Raw genomic sequence first — 14,097 nt, 5'->3', positions numbered from 1 at the left:
CAGGCGCCGTGGGTGGTGGCAAAACAGGAAGGCCGCGATGCGGATCTGCAGGCTATCTGCACCATGGGCCTGAATATGTTCCGGGTGCTGATGACCTGGCTCAAGCCGGTGCTGCCGACCCTGAGCGCCCGCGCGGAAGCGTTCCTTAACAGCGAACTGACCTGGGACGGCATTCAGCAGCCGCTGCTGGGCCACAAGGTCAATCCGTTTAAGGCGCTGTATAACCGCATTGATATGAAGCAAGTTGAAGCGCTGACGGAAGCCTCGAAAGAGGAAGTGAAAGCGCTCAACAGCGCGCCGATCACCGGCCCGCTGGCGGACGATCCTATTCAGGAAACCATCACTTTTGACGATTTCGCCAAAGTTGATATGCGCATCGCGCTGATTGAAAACGCCGAATTTGTTGAAGGCTCCGACAAGCTGCTGCGCCTGACGCTGGATCTCGGCGGCGAGAAGCGTAACGTCTTCTCCGGCATCCGCTCGGCCTATCCGGATCCGCAGCCGCTGATTGGCCGCCTGACGGTGATGGTAGCTAACCTGGCGCCGCGCAAAATGCGTTTTGGCATTTCTGAAGGCATGGTCATGGCCGCAGGCCCCGGCGGCAGCGATATCTTCCTGCTCAGCCCGGACAGCGGTGCGCAGCCCGGCCAGCAGGTAAAATAAGCCCCTGAGCTTAGAGCCGGCCGCCTGCGGCGCGCCGGTTCTAAGCCGAAATATCCAGGTATATTCCTGGATCTTGCCTAATCTTTACAAAATTTCACATATTGCCGTTTTCCCCGCTATAATTCCCAAACCCCTACACGTTGGTTAACATCATAAACATGATGGTTAACAGGCGGTTCCGGCACATCGTGGCCACAACAATTCTCAATACATGGAGTTACTGAATATGTTTAAAAAACTGCTGACCGCGCTGTGCGCATCCGCTGTGATTTTCTCGCTGGCCGGCTGCGGCGACAAAGAAGAGACTAAAACCTTCAAAGCCAACATCAAGGGCGTTGAAATGTCCCTGACCTACACTTACAGCGGCGACAAAGTCCTGAAGCAGACCGCCGAAAATAAAATTGCTTACTCCTCGCTGGGCGCAACCAACGAAGAGCAGGCTAAAACGGTTCTGGGCCCGATCAGCCAGAAATATCAGGGTATTGACGGCGTCGACGAGAAGATCGATTACAAAGATACCTACGCAGAAGAGACCGTTAAGATTGACTACAGCAAAGCCGACAGCGCCAAGCTGCAGCAGCTGCTGGGCGCTATGTCCACCGGCGACGTCTCTAAAGGCGTGAGCATGAAGCAGTCTCAGGCGCTGCTGGAAGCGCAGGGCTTCAAAGAAGTTAAGTAAGCCACAAACAATAACGCCACCGATTCCGGTGGCGTTTTTTTATGCCTTTTTCCCCATCAGCCTTACCGTCAGGCCGCGCAGAAAGTAGCGTAAAAACTGGTCGCCGCATTCGCGATAGTTCTTGTGATCGCGGTTGCGCATCATCGCGGTGATCTCCGGCATCGACACGCGGAACTGCTGTTCGGTGAGGATTGCCAGAATATCGTCGGTTTTCAGCGAAAACGCGATCCGCAGCTTTTTCAAAATGATGTTGTTATCGATGCGGCGCTCTACCGCCAGCGGCGGCGCGCTGTCGTCCTTGCCGCGGCGATCGTAAATCAGGCCGTTTAAAAACCCCGACATCACCACATCCGGACAGCGCGCGAAGCCCTCTTCGTCCTCTTTGCGCAGCCAGGGAACAATTTGCTCCACGGAGACATCGGTGCCGGCGAGGGCAAAAATGCGCGCCAGTTCGGGGTTATTCGCTTTTAGCATGTAGCGCAGGCTACGAAGAATGTCGTTATTAAGCATGTGGCCTTCAAAATCGTTCGCAAACCACTAGTTTACCATTGAACGCTACAATCCCAACGCCTCTTTCAGGGTCTTGAGATAGCGGCGGCTGACCGGCACCGTCTGCCCGGCGCGCAGCACCAGCTCCGCCTGGCCGTTATCCTCAAGCCTTATCTCCTTGAGATGTTGCATATTCACCAGGTGCTGGCGGTGGCAGCGCAGCAGCGGCGTGCGGCTTTCAAGGGTGCGCAGCGTCAGCTCGGTAAAGCCCTCTTTGCCTTCCCGATCGGTCACGTACACGCCGCTCATGCGGCTGCTGACGAAGGCCACGTCGTCCATCTGCAGCAGCCAGATGCGGCTGTGCCCGGTGCAGGGGATAAACTTCAGCGCCTGCTGGCTCTCCTCAATGAGCGAGAGATCCTGCCGGCTGCGCAGGCGCTCCTGGCGCAGCCGGTCGAGGGTTTTATTCAGGCGGCACTCTTCCACCGGCTTGAGCAGGTAGTCAAAGGCGTGCTCCTCGAAGGCCCGCACCGCGTATTCATCGTAGGCGGTAAGAAAGACCACCCACGGCCGGTGTTCCGGGTCGAGCATGCCCACCATCTCCAGCCCGCTAATGCGCGGCATCTGAATATCAAGGAACACCACGTCCGGGCGCAGGCGATGCACGGCGCTAATGCCCTCGACGGCATTATCACACTCACCGACAATCTCAACATCGTCGTGCGCCTCCAGCACGATGCGCAGGTTCTCACGCGCCAGCGGCTCGTCGTCGACAATTAATATCCTTATCATGGGTTCTCCTCCAGCGGCAGCCGCAGCGTAATGCGGGTAAAGATTTCAGGTTCGCAGGCCACGGTAATGCCGCACTCGTCGCCAAAACCGGACCGCAGGCGCTTATCCACCAGGTTCATTCCCAGCCCGCCGGAATCGCCCTTCGGCTGATACAGCCCGGCGTTGTCTTCAATTTCCAGCAGTAGCCAGCGCCCTTCCCGGCGCGCCCGCAGCGTAATTTTACCCGTTCCCAGGTGCTGGGAAGTACCGTGCTTGATGGCATTTTCAACAATCGGCTGCAGCGTAAAAGCCGGCAGCTGGCAGTGGGCCAGCGCGTCGGGGACGTCCAGCTGCACCTGCAGACGCGACTGAAAGCGCGCCTTTTCAATTTGCAGATAGGCGTTAACGTGATCGATTTCATCAGCGAGGGTAACCACTTCCGACGGGCGCTTCAGGTTCTTGCGAAAAAAGGTCGAGAGGTAGTGCACCAGCTGTCCGGCCTGCTCGCTGTCCCGGCGGATCACCGCCATCAGCGTATTAAGGGCGTTAAACAGGAAGTGCGGATTGACCTGAGCGTGTAGCAGCTTAATTTCCGACTGGGTCAGCAGGGCCTGCTGCCGCTCGTATTGCCCGGCGAGGATCTGCGCCGACAGCAGCTGGGCGATCCCCTCCCCCAGGGTGCGGTTAATGGAGCTGAACAGGCGATTCTTGGCTTCGTACAGCTTAATAGCGCCGATAACCCGCTGATTCTCGCCGCGCAGCGGGATCACCAGCGTGGAGCCGAGCTTGCAGTTGGGGTGAATCGAGCAGCGGTACGGCACTTCGTTGCCGTCGGCGTAAACCACCTCGCCGGTTTCCATCGCTTTGAGGGTGTAGCGCGAGGAGATAGGCTTGCCGGGCAGATGGTGGTCGTCGCCGATGCCGGTAAACGCCAGCAGCTTTTCGCGATCGGTGATGGCGACGGCGCCGATGTCCAGCGCGCCGATCAGCACCTGCGCCACCTTCATGCTGTTCTCTTCGTTAAAGCCCTGGCGCAGGATCCCCTCCGTGGAGGCGGCCACCTTCAGCGCGGTGGCGGAAAACGCCGAGGTATATTTTTCAAACATCGCCCGCTTGTCGAGCAGGATGCGCATAAACAGCGCCGCGCCGACGGTGTTGGTCACCATCATCGGCGCGGCAATACTCTGCACCAGATGTACCGCGTCGCTCACCGGGCGGGCAATCAACACGATAATCAGCATCTGAATGACCTCTGCCACGAAAGTGGTTATCCCCGCGGTAAGCGGATTGAAGATTTTATCGCTGCGCCCGCGGCGCAGCAGCAGGCTGTGCACCAGCCCGCCGAGTAGCCCTTCCACGATGGTGGAGACCATGCAGCTCAGCGCCGTCATGCCGCCCATTGAATAGCGGTGTAGCCCGCCGGTGAGCCCCACCAGACCGCCAACTACCGGGCCGCCGAGCAGGCCGCCCATCACGGCTCCGATGGCGCGCGTATTGGCAATGGAGTCTTCAATATGCAGGCCAAACCAGGTGCCCATAATGCAGAAAATGGAGAACACCACGTAGCAGAGGAATTTGTGCGGCAGGCGCACCGTGACCTGCATCAGCGGAATAAACAGCCGCGTCTTGCTCATCAGCCAGGCAATCACCAGAAATACGCACATCTGCTGAAGCAGCAGCAACACCAGATTAAATTCGTACATACCGCTCAACCACAGGTTTCATCAAAGCGCGTAACATACACGCTAACGGAGGCGGTTTCTTTGCGGCCCTGAACAAATTGGGGAAATCATGACGAAGATCGCATTTTACCCCGGGCGATGGCGTCCCGGCGCAGCGGCGAAAAGTGCCGGATGGGGAATTAAGGGTTCATTAACAGCGTGGCTTCACCGTATAATCGCTGAATTAACGAAAGGAGCACATTTATGAAACCTGCCAAACTGGCTGTAATCACTCTTTTTACGCTGATGGCCATCGGCGGTATCGGCGGCGTTATGCTTGCCGGCTATTCATTTATCGTTCGCGGCGGTGTCGGCTGAACAGCCGGCCCAGCCGGTCAAACAGCCTGTCGACGATAATCGCCGCCAGCGCCACCAGAATTGCCCCCTGAATCACGTAAGCCGTATTAAATCCGCTCAGGCCGATGATAATCGGCGTGCCGAGAGTGTTCGCACCTACCGTTGAGGCGATGGTCGCCGTCCCGATATTGACAATTACCGAGGTGCGGATCCCGGCCAGCATCACCGGCGCGGCCAGCGGCAGCTCGACTTTCCACAGGCGCTGCACGCCACTCATTCCCATCCCCTGCGCCACGTTAAGCACCGCCGGCGGCACCGAACTCAGGCCAGCCAGCGTACCCTGCAGCACCGGTAAAATACCGTACAGGATCAGGGCGATAATGGCCGGCTCACGGCCAAAACCCATCACCGGTACCGCCAGCGCCAGCACCGCCACCGGCGGGAAGGTTTGCCCCATCGCGGCAATGGTTTCCACCAGCGGGCGAAATTCGCGCCCGGCCCGGCGGGTCACCGCAACGCCGGCCCCCACGCCAATCACTATCGCCACCAGGCTCGAAATCCCCACCAGGCTAAAGTGGGCCAGGGTCAGCGACCAGAAGCTCTGCTGCTGGTAGACCGGGCGCGGCAGCTCCGGAAACAGCGTGCTAAAGAGCGGCGCGCTCAGGGGCAGCAGGAACAGCATGGCGATAAACAGCGCCAGCAGCCACCAGAGCGGATCGCGAAGCTGCGTCATTCGTCCCCCTCCCGGCGCAGCAGGTCGGTGAAGTGCAGCGCACCGCGCGGAGTACCGTCGGCATCGGCTACCGCCAGCACGTCGCAGCGGCGCGCGACAAACTGCGACAGCGCGTCGCGCAGAGTCTGGGTTATCAGCAGCGGTTCGCCATCTGCCCGGTCGTCGGGGCGCACGTAGTCGGCAATGCTGCGCAGGGAGAGCAGCCGCACGCCCAGTTCGCTGCGGCCAAAAAAGGCGCGCACAAAATCATTTTCCGGCGCGGTGAGCATCGCCAGCGGCGCCCCCTGCTGAACTACCTCGCCTTTGTCCATAAGCACCAGATGATCCGCAAGGCTCAGCGCCTCGTCGATGTCGTGAGTCACCAGCACGATGGTGCGCCCCAGCAGCCGGTGAATGCGCCGCATCTCCTCCTGCAGGGCCGCGCGGGTGACCGGGTCAAGCGCGCCAAAGGGTTCATCCATCAGCAGCACTTCCGGGTTGGCCGCCAGGGCCCGCGCCACGCCGACGCGCTGCTGCTGCCCGCCGGAAAGCTGGTGCGGATAGCGATCGCGCATGGCGGGCGCCAGCCCGAGCAGAGCCAGAAGTTCGTCAATGCGGTCATTAATCTTCTGCCGCGGCCACTTCTGCAGCTGCGGCACGGTGGCGATGTTCTGCGCCACCGTCCAGTGGGGAAACAGGCCGATGGACTGAATGGCGTAGCCCATCCGGCGGCGCAGGCTCAGGATCGGCTGCTGGCGGATATCCTCTCCGGCAAAGCGGATGGTGCCGCTGTCGTGGGTTTCCAGCCGGTTGATCATCTTTAAGGTGGTGGATTTTCCCGATCCCGAAGTGCCGATCAGCACCGAAAACGCCCCTTCCCGCAGGGTGAGGTTCAGATCTTTCACCGCGGCCTGGCCGCCAAAAATTTTGCTCACCTGCTGAAATTCAATCACGCACTTCTCCTTTCAGTAGCGCTATCCACAAGCTGAACAGCGCGTCGGCCGCTACCGCCAGCGCCACCACCGGCACCACGCCGAGCAGCACCAGATCCAGCGCGCTGCTGAGCAGGCCCTGAAATACCAGCGCGCCGAAGCCGCCTGCGCCAATCAACGCCGCGACGACGGCCATGCCGATGGTTTGCACGGTGACCACCCGCAGGCTGCGCAGCAGCACCGGCAGGGCCAGCGGCAGCTGCACTTTCCACAGCCGCTGGCCGCGGCTCATGCCCATGGCTACCGCGCTCTCCAGCACGTCGCCCGGCACCTGCTGCAGCCCGGCCACCACGCCGCGCACCACTGGCAGCAGCGCGTAGAGCACCAGCGCGATCAGCGCCGGCGTCAGCCCGGTGCCGCTAATCCCTAGCGTAGACAGCCACGGCAGCGCCTTGACCAGCCCCGCCAGCGGGGCGATCAGCAGGCCAAACAGCGCCACCGACGGCACCGTCTGGATAATATTCAATACCGTAAATACCCGCCCCTGCCGGGCGGCGTGCCGCCAGCACCAGAGGCCGAGGGGAACGCCAATCAGCAATCCCGGCAACAGCGTGCCGAACAGCAGGATCAGATGCTGGCGCAGGGCGCCATCGAAGACCTCCTGGCGGTTGGCGTACTCTTTCATCAGCGACAGCTCGTCGAGGCTGCCGTGCCAGAGCAGCAGCAGCGGCACTATCCAGATTTGCACGTTGAGCAGCCAGCGCCAGAGGGGATTTGCCGTCAGACGCCGCGCCGCATCGCTGAACATCAGCAGCGCGAGAGTCAGCCACAGCCACAGGCCGCTGCCCGGCGAAGTGCGCGCCAGCGGCGATGCGCTGGCCGCCAGGTGTCGGGCGGCTTCCCCCGCGCTCCAGACCAGCGCGATAAACAGCAGCTGCGTGACCACCAGCACGACTCCCGGCGCGGTCCGTCCCGGGATCGCCGCCAGCGCCAGCAGCAAAAGAGGAACTGGCAACAGCCAGACGGCGGGAAACGACCACACCGTCCACAGGGCGCGGCTCTCCCCGGAAACAAGCCGGTTGGGCGCGTAGTTGATAAACGGTAGCCAAGCTGCCGCCAGGCCAATCAGCACCAGCAGCAGCAAAACGCGGTTATAACAGCGGATTTGCGGGAACACCGGTTATTTCACCAGTCCCTTTTTCTTCAGCCAGTCGGCAGCTACCTTCTTCGCATCCAGCCCTTCAACGGCGATGCTGGCGTTCAGCCCCTGCAGGGTTTTCTCATCGAGGCTGGCGAAGACCGGCTTAAGCCAGGCTTCCATCTCCGGATAGGCTTTCAGCACCGATTCGCGCACTACCGGTGCGGGGGCGTAAATCGGCTGAACGCCTTTCGGATCGGTCAGGGTTTGCAGGCCCAGCGCGGCCACCGGGCCGTCGGTACCGTAGGCCATCGCCGCGTTGACGCCGGAGGTCTGCTGGGCGGCAGCTTTGATGGTCACTGCCGTATCGCCCCCGGCCAGAGAGAGCAGCTGGCTCTGATCGAGCTTGAAGCCGTAGGCTTTTTCAAAGGCGGGCAGCGCGTCGGCGCGTTCGATAAACTCGGCAGAAGCGGCCAGCTTGAAGGTGCCGCCTTTTTTCAGATAGCTGCTCAGATCCTCGAGGGAGGCGAGCTTGTTTTTCTCGGCGAGATCGCCGCGCACGGCAATGGTCCAGGTGTTGTTAGCCGGGGCGGCGGTCAGCCACACCAGCTTGTTCTGCTCATAGTCGAGTTTTTTAACTTTCTGGTAGCCTTCGGCAGCGTTTTTCCACACCGGATCGTTTTCATCTTTGAAAAAGAACGCGCCGTTGCCGGTATATTCCGGATAGATATCCAGCTCGCCGGCGGTTATTGCACCGCGCACAACCGGGGTGGTGCCGAGCTGGAGCTTGTTGACGGTTTTAACCCCGTGGCTGTCCAGCACCTCCAGAATAATGTTTCCCAGAAGGGCCCCTTCCGTATCAATCTTGGAGCCAACCTTCACCGGTTCGGCCGCCTGAGCGGTCGCGGCCATCATCAGCGCCCCCGCAATTATTCCCGTTTTGGTCATCTTCATAGTGCCTCTTTTGTTTCTTTTTCAGGGGGGTAGCAACAAAAGATAGTCCAGGAATAGCATTTTCGAAAATCAGATAACGGAATTTGATAGCAAACTTTTTGCGAAGGCGTAAAAAAGGCCGGTTGCCCGGCCTTAATGCTTTACAGCAGTTCAAACTCACCCTGATTGACCCGGGCGGAGTCGACGCCTATCCAGACGTTAAACTTGCCCGGCTCCGCGTCATACTTCATCTGCTGGTTCCAGAACTTCAGGGCTTCCACGTCGACAGGAAAGCTGACAGTCTGTGTCTCGCCCGGCTTCAGCGTCACTTTCTGAAAGCCGCGCAGCTGCTTGACCGGGCGGCTCATGGAGGCCGTGACATCCTGGAGATACATCTGAATAACCGTCGCCCCTTCGCGCTTGCCGGTATTGGTCACCTGCACGCTGGCAGTCACCCTGCCCCCGCGGGCCAGGGTCGGCGCCGACATGCTCACCGGCGACACCGTAAAGGTGGTGTAGCTCAGGCCGTAGCCGAAGGGATAGAGCGGACCGTTGGCCTCGTCGAAATAGCGGGAGGTGTATTTGTTCGGTTTTTCAGGATTGTACGGGCGGCCGGTGTTCAGATGGCTGTAGTAGGTGGGGATCTGCCCGACCGAGCGCGGGAAGGACATCGGCAGCTTGCCCGACGGGTTCACGTCGCCAAACAGCACGTCGGCGATGGCGTTACCGCCTTCGGTACCGGCAAACCAGGTTTCAAGAATCGCATCGGCCTGCTGGTCCTCTTTCACCAGCGTCAGCGGACGGCCGTTCATCAGCACCAGCACCAGCGGCTTGCCGGTGGCTTTCAGCGCCGCAATCAGGTTGCGCTGACTCTGGGGAATGCCGATGCTGGTGCGGCTGGAGGCTTCATGGGCCATGCCCTGCGCTTCCCCTACTACCGCTACCACCACATCAGATTTCTTCGCGGCGGCGACCGCTTCGTCAATCATCGCCTGCGGCGCGCGCGGATCGACCTTCACCGCCTCCTCATACTGGTTAAGGAAAGTGACGATGCCCTTATCGTCGGTGACGTTGGCCCCTTTGGCGTAGATAACCTTTGCGCTATCGCCCACCGCGGCTTTGATGCCCGCCAGTACCGGCACCGCCTGCGCGGTGACGCCTGCGGCAGACCAGCTGCCCATCACGTCTCGCTGGCTGTCCGCCAGCGGGCCGACCACTGCAATAGTGCCGGATTTTTTCAGCGGCAGCGTGTCGAGGCGATTCTTCAGCAGCACCAGACTTTCCCGGGCCACTTCCCGGGCCTCCTGACGGTGCAGGCGGCTTTCGGCATTGGTGTCCTGCGGATCGGAATCTTTCGGCCCCAGGTGGCTGTAGGGATCGTTGAATAATCCCATGTCGTACTTAACGTTCAGCACGTGGCGGGCGGCGCCATCCAGCACCGCCATACTGATTTTGCCGCTTTTCACCAGGTCCGGGAGATATTTGCTGTAATACTCGTCGCTCATGCTCATATCCACGCCGGCGCTAAGCGCTACCCGCACTGCATCTTCAGGATCGGCGGCGGTGCCGTGACGAATAAGCTCTTTAATGGCACCGTGATCGGAGATAGTGATGCCTTTGAAGCCCCACTGGTCGCGCAGCACGTCTTTCAGCAGCCAGCCGTCCGACGTGGCCGGGGTACCGTTAAGGGAGTTGAGCGCCACCATTACGCCGCCGCTGCCCGCATCGAGCCCGGCCTTATAGGGTGGCATATAGTCGTTAAACAACCGCTGAGGACTCATATCCACCGTGTTGTACTCTTTCCCGCCCTCCACCGCGCCATAGGCAGCGAAGTGCTTCACGCTGGTCATCACCGAATAGCGGTCCGCCGGGCTTTTGCCCTGCATCGCTTCCACCATGGTTCTGCCCATCATCGACGTCAGATACGTGTCTTCGCCGAAGCCTTCGGAGACGCGGCCCCAGCGCGGATCCCGCGAGACGTCCACCATCGGTGCCCAGGTCATATTCAGGCCGTCATCGGCGGCTTCGTAGGCAGATATGCGCCCGACGGTGCGGACCGCATCAAGATTAAAGGAAGAGGCCAGCCCGAGGCTGATCGGAAACACGGTGCGCTGCCCGTGCACCACGTCAAAGGCGAAAAAGAGCGGAATTTTCAGGCGGCTGAGCTGCATCACCTGGTCCTGCATCGCGCGGATATCCGGCCGGGTCACGGTGTTGAAAATGGCCCCCACCTGACCGTCTTTGATCATCTCCCGAATCGCTTCTTTTGGATTGTCCGGCCCGACGCTTATCAGGCGCAACTGGCCGATTTTTTCATCAACGGTCATTTTCGCCAGCAGATCGCTGACGAACGCGTCCCGCGCCTGCGGGGTCATCGGATGGTTGCCGAACAGCTCTTCGGCCAGCGCGGGCTGAAGCGCAAGAGTGGCGGCGATGCCGACAGAACAGAGCCATTTCATAGGATGCTTACTCTCTCAGGAGGTACAAATGCTGGAAAAAAGTGTCAAAACAGAAGTTTGCCACAAGCGGGGGGCAGAGGCGATCTTCATTACCGGAGCCGCAGCGCAATTTTTATGGATTTTCTGATCCCATTTGTCATACATAGCGCTATCCTAGTGTCACTGTTTTGTTAAAAAAAAGTATGACCATAAGGAGTGGGACGATGTCCTCCAGCACAACCCCCGATAACCGCGTATTTCTCTCCGAACTGGGCCGCCTCGTGGGCGGCAGCCACCTGCTTACCGATCCGGCGAAAACTGCCCGCTACCGCAAAGGCTTCCGCTCCGGCCACGGCGACGCCATCGCCGTGGTGTTCCCGGGCACGCTTCTTGAACTCTGGCGCGTGCTGGGCGCCTGCGTGGAGGCCGATAAAATCATTCTGATGCAGGCGGCCAACACCGGCCTGACCGAAGGCTCCACCCCCAGCGGCAACGATTACGATCGCGAGATCGTGATTATCAGCACCCTGCGCCTCGACAAGCTGGAGCTGCTGGACAGCGGCGAGCAGGTGCTGGCCTTCCCCGGCACCACCCTGTACACCCTCGAGAAAGCCCTCAAGCCGCTGGGGCGCGAGCCGCACTCGGTCATTGGCTCTTCCTGCATCGGCGCGTCGGTTATCGGCGGGATCTGCAATAACTCCGGCGGCTCGCTGGTGCAGCGTGGCCCGGCCTATACCGAAATGTCGCTGTTTGCCCGCATTAACGAAGAGGGCAAACTGCTGCTGGTGAACCACCTGGGTATTGAGCTTGGCGAAACGCCGGAGCAGATCCTCAGCAGGCTCGACGACGGGCATATTAAGCCTGCCGACATTCGCCACGATGGCCGTCACGCCCACGACACGGACTACGTCACCCGGGTGCGCGATGTGAATGCCGATACTCCCGCCCGCTACAACGCCGATCCCGAGCGGCTGTTCGAATCCTCCGGCTGCGCCGGCAAGCTGGCGGTGTTTGCGGTGCGCCTGGATACCTTTGAAGCGGAGAAGCGCCAGCAGGTGTTCTACATCGGCACTAACCAGCCGGAGGTGCTGACCGAAATCCGCCGCCGTATTCTCGCCGACTTCGAAAACCTGCCGGTGGCCGGCGAGTATATGCACCGGGATATCTACGATATTGCCGAGAAGTACGGTAAAGACACCTTCCTGATGATCGACAAGCTCGGCACCGACAAAATGCCGTTCTTCTTCACCCTGAAAGGCCGCACCGACGCGATGCTGGAGAAGGTGCCGCTGTTTAAGCCGCACTTTACCGACCGCTTTATGCAGAAAGTGGGCGGCGCGTTCCCGGCGCACCTGCCGGCGCGGATGAAAGAGTACCGCGACAAGTACGAGCACCACCTGCTGCTGAAAATGGCCGGCGACGGCATTGATGAAGCCAAAACCTGGCTGACAGACTATTTCCAGTCGGCAGAAGGCGCGTTCTTCGCCTGCACGCCGGAAGAAGGCAGCAAGGCGTTTCTGCACCGCTTCGCCGCCGCCGGAGCCGCGATCCGCTATCAGGCGGTACACGCGGATGAAGTGGAAGAGATCCTGGCCCTCGACATTGCTCTGCGCCGCAACGACACCGAATGGTTTGAGCATCTGCCGCCGGAGATTGACAGCCAGCTGGTACATAAGCTCTATTATGGACACTTCATGTGCCACGTTTTCCACCAGGACTACATCGTTAAAAAAGGCGTCGACGCCCACGCGCTGAAAGAACAGATGCTCGATCTGCTGAAGGCGCGCGGCGCGCAGTATCCTGCGGAACACAACGTCGGCCACCTGTATGAAGCGGCAGAAAGCCTGAAAACCTTCTATCGCCAGAACGATCCCACTAACAGCATGAACCCCGGCATCGGCAAAACCAGCAAGCTGAAATACTGGGGCGATGCCGTCCACAGCAAGGAGTAAACCGGCATGAGCGCCCAAGAAGCGTTACCGCACAACGACCTCGAGATCCGCCCCGCGAGCGCAGACGATGTTCACGCCATCGCGGCGATTTACGCCTGGCACGTGCTTAACGGCCGCGCCTCTTTTGAAGAGGTACCGCCCACGGTGCAGGAGATGCAGGCGCGGATGCAGAAGGTCAACGATGCGGGGCTTCCGTGGCTGGTGGCGCTCTATCGCGGCGTAGTGGTGGGCTACTGCTATGCCACGCCCTACCGCCCCCGCCCGGCCTACCGCTTCACCGTTGAAGAGTCGATCTACGTGGATAACGGCATCACCGGGCGCGGCATTGGCAGCGCGCTGATGGAGCAGCTTATTGCAATTTGCGAGCAGGGCCCGTGGCGGCAGATGGTGGCGGTGGTGGGAGACGGCAAGAACAACGCCGGGTCGCTCAAGCTGCACCTGCGCCACGGTTTTGAGGTGGTGGGCACGCTGCGCAGCGTCGGCTACAAGCTCGGCGACTGGCGGGATACGGTGATTGTGCAGCGTCCACTCAACGACGGAGACTGGACGCTGCCGGAGTAACTGTCTTAATCGGCCCGGGTGGTGGCAGACGCATTCAGCAGCGTCTGGGCCATCTGCGCCTCTTTCTGCTTTTTGTAGTTCAGCGCGTCGGGCGGCACCGCCATTACCTTCCCGGTTTCAATCCACGTCCGCAGGCGGCTGGCGTCGGCAAAATGCGTGTATTTACCGAACGCGTCCATCACCACCATCGCCACCGGGCGATTGTTCATCACCGTGCGCATCACCAGGCAGTGCCCCGCAGCGTTGGTAAAACCGGTTTTGGTCAGCTGAATATTCCAGTTTTCGCGGTACACCAGGTGATTGGTATTGCGAAATGGCAAGGTGTAATTCGGATTGCGGAACGTCGCCGTATCCTCTTTAGTAGTGCTGAGCTGTCCGATCAGCGGATACTGCTTGCTGGCGATCAGCAGCCGGGTGAGATCCCGGGCGGTGGAGACGTTGTGAATCGACAGGCCGGTTGGCTCAACATAGCGCGTATGCGTCATGCCGAGCGCGCGGGCTTTATTGTTCATGGCGCGGATAAAGGCGTCGTAGCCACCGGGGTAGTGATGCGCGAGGCTCGCGGCAGCGCGGTTCTCGGAAGACATCAGCGCCAGCAGCAGCATATCCTTGCGGCTGATCTGGCTGTTTAAGCGCACCCGGGAGTAGATGCCGCGCATCTCCGGCGTGTGGCTGATATCCACAGTCAGCATTTCATCGAGCGGTAAATGGGCGTCGAGCACCACCATCGCGGTCATCAGCTTGGTAATAGAGGCGATGGGACGAACCCGGTCAGGCTCGCTGGCGTAAATCACTTTATTGGTATTAAGGT

The 14,097-nt window shown here is 60.2% G+C and carries 14 protein-coding genes; 5 read left to right on the top strand and 9 right to left on the bottom strand.

The genetic code is table 11. The annotated features are described in order from the left end of the window. Positions 1-663 (top strand): methionine--tRNA ligase subunit beta (gene metG, locus QZ766_RS00450; RefSeq protein ID WP_297196131.1); only part of this gene is annotated, 663 nt, incomplete at its 5' end. Positions 664-883: 220 nt separating this feature from the next. Next, complete coding sequence (locus tag QZ766_RS00445) at positions 884-1,342, top strand: YehR family lipoprotein (protein ID WP_297196135.1); 459 nt, start codon at positions 884-886, stop codon at positions 1,340-1,342. A 39-nt stretch (positions 1,343-1,381) separates the two neighbouring features. Here QZ766_RS00445 and QZ766_RS00440 read toward each other — a convergent pair whose 3' ends face one another. Genes QZ766_RS00440 through QZ766_RS00430 form a run of 3 tightly spaced genes read right to left on the bottom strand, consistent with a single transcriptional unit; the run spans position 1,382 to position 4,305 of the window. Continuing rightward, positions 1,382-1,852 (bottom strand): DUF1456 family protein, encoded by a 471-nt coding sequence (locus tag QZ766_RS00440; RefSeq protein WP_297196129.1) that lies wholly within the window; start codon positions 1,850-1,852, stop codon positions 1,382-1,384. A 45-nt stretch (positions 1,853-1,897) separates the two neighbouring features. Next, positions 1,898-2,623 carry a two-component system response regulator BtsR gene (gene btsR, locus QZ766_RS00435; protein ID WP_297196127.1) on the bottom strand — a complete coding sequence of 242 codons (726 nt, stop codon included), beginning with the start codon at positions 2,621-2,623 and terminating at the stop codon, positions 1,898-1,900. Next, entirely contained in the window at positions 2,620-4,305 is a 1,686-nt protein-coding gene (locus QZ766_RS00430) for a sensor histidine kinase (RefSeq protein ID WP_297196126.1), read from the bottom strand. Before QZ766_RS00430 ends, btsR begins: the two co-directional genes overlap by 4 nt. A gap of 222 nt (positions 4,306-4,527) precedes the next feature. Here QZ766_RS00430 and QZ766_RS00425 point away from each other — a divergent pair, with 222 nt between their 5' ends. Continuing rightward, positions 4,528-4,641 (top strand): protein YohO, encoded by a 114-nt coding sequence (locus QZ766_RS00425; RefSeq protein WP_297196124.1) that lies wholly within the window; start codon positions 4,528-4,530, stop codon positions 4,639-4,641. Here the strand turns inward: QZ766_RS00425 and QZ766_RS00420 are convergent. The 5 genes from QZ766_RS00420 to bglX all read right to left on the bottom strand — a co-directional run bounded on the left by QZ766_RS00420 (position 4,616) and on the right by bglX (position 10,794). Further along, the gene (locus tag QZ766_RS00420) at positions 4,616-5,353 is read right to left on the bottom strand and encodes an ABC transporter permease (RefSeq protein ID WP_297196122.1); all 738 of its coding nucleotides are present in this window, start codon (positions 5,351-5,353) and stop codon (positions 4,616-4,618) included. The two genes, QZ766_RS00425 and QZ766_RS00420, sit on opposite strands and share 26 nt — an antisense overlap. Next, positions 5,350-6,285, bottom strand: a complete 936-nt coding sequence (locus QZ766_RS00415; protein ID WP_297196120.1) for an ABC transporter ATP-binding protein — start codon at positions 6,283-6,285, stop codon at positions 5,350-5,352. The genes QZ766_RS00420 and QZ766_RS00415 overlap by 4 nt, the downstream gene beginning before the upstream one ends. Then, positions 6,278-7,441, bottom strand: a complete 1,164-nt coding sequence (locus tag QZ766_RS00410) for an ABC transporter permease (protein ID WP_297196118.1) — start codon at positions 7,439-7,441, stop codon at positions 6,278-6,280. Before QZ766_RS00410 ends, QZ766_RS00415 begins: the two co-directional genes overlap by 8 nt. 3 nt (positions 7,442-7,444) lie before the next feature. Next, on the bottom strand, positions 7,445-8,350 hold the full coding sequence (locus QZ766_RS00405; RefSeq protein WP_297196133.1) for an ABC transporter substrate-binding protein: 906 nt from the start codon (positions 8,348-8,350) through the stop codon (positions 7,445-7,447). Positions 8,351-8,496: 146 nt separating this feature from the next. Further along, entirely contained in the window at positions 8,497-10,794 is a 2,298-nt protein-coding gene (gene bglX / locus QZ766_RS00400) for a beta-glucosidase BglX (RefSeq protein ID WP_297196117.1), read from the bottom strand. 203 nt (positions 10,795-10,997) lie between these two features. Between bglX and dld the strand changes: the two genes are divergently transcribed. Beyond that, entirely contained in the window at positions 10,998-12,725 is a 1,728-nt protein-coding gene (gene dld, locus QZ766_RS00395; RefSeq protein WP_297196115.1) for a D-lactate dehydrogenase, read from the top strand. A 6-nt stretch (positions 12,726-12,731) separates the two neighbouring features. Next, the gene (locus tag QZ766_RS00390) at positions 12,732-13,286 is read left to right on the top strand and encodes a GNAT family N-acetyltransferase (protein WP_297196114.1); all 555 of its coding nucleotides are present in this window, start codon (positions 12,732-12,734) and stop codon (positions 13,284-13,286) included. 5 nt (positions 13,287-13,291) lie between these two features. On the opposite strand, the gene pbpG is transcribed toward QZ766_RS00390, so the two are convergent. After that, a partial coding sequence (gene pbpG / locus QZ766_RS00385; RefSeq protein ID WP_297196112.1) for a D-alanyl-D-alanine endopeptidase occupies positions 13,292-14,097 on the bottom strand: 806 nt, incomplete at its 5' end.

Origin of the sequence: uncultured Pluralibacter sp., assembly GCF_913775985.1 — a bacterium.
In the GTDB taxonomy this organism is placed as follows: Bacteria; Pseudomonadota; Gammaproteobacteria; order Enterobacterales; family Enterobacteriaceae; genus Pluralibacter.
This window is presented reverse-complemented; position numbering and strand designations above follow the sequence as displayed.

What these genes read in the sequence shown, in the direction of transcription:
- QZ766_RS00440 (WP_297196129.1), bottom strand. Translation starts at nt 1,852, where the DNA reads ATGCTTAATAACGACATTCTTCGTAGCCTGCGCTACATGCTAAAAGCG.
- btsR (WP_297196127.1), bottom strand. Translation starts at nt 2,623, where the DNA reads ATGATAAGGATATTAATTGTCGACGACGAGCCGCTGGCGCGTGAGAAC.
- QZ766_RS00430 (WP_297196126.1), bottom strand. Translation starts at nt 4,305, where the DNA reads ATGTACGAATTTAATCTGGTGTTGCTGCTGCTTCAGCAGATGTGCGTA.
- QZ766_RS00425 (WP_297196124.1), top strand. Translation starts at nt 4,528, where the DNA reads ATGAAACCTGCCAAACTGGCTGTAATCACTCTTTTTACGCTGATGGCC.
- QZ766_RS00420 (WP_297196122.1), bottom strand. Translation starts at nt 5,353, where the DNA reads ATGACGCAGCTTCGCGATCCGCTCTGGTGGCTGCTGGCGCTGTTTATC.
- QZ766_RS00405 (WP_297196133.1), bottom strand. Translation starts at nt 8,350, where the DNA reads ATGACCAAAACGGGAATAATTGCGGGGGCGCTGATGATGGCCGCGACC.
- bglX (WP_297196117.1), bottom strand. Translation starts at nt 10,794, where the DNA reads ATGAAATGGCTCTGTTCTGTCGGCATCGCCGCCACTCTTGCGCTTCAG.
- dld (WP_297196115.1), top strand. Translation starts at nt 10,998, where the DNA reads ATGTCCTCCAGCACAACCCCCGATAACCGCGTATTTCTCTCCGAACTG.
- QZ766_RS00390 (WP_297196114.1), top strand. Translation starts at nt 12,732, where the DNA reads ATGAGCGCCCAAGAAGCGTTACCGCACAACGACCTCGAGATCCGCCCC.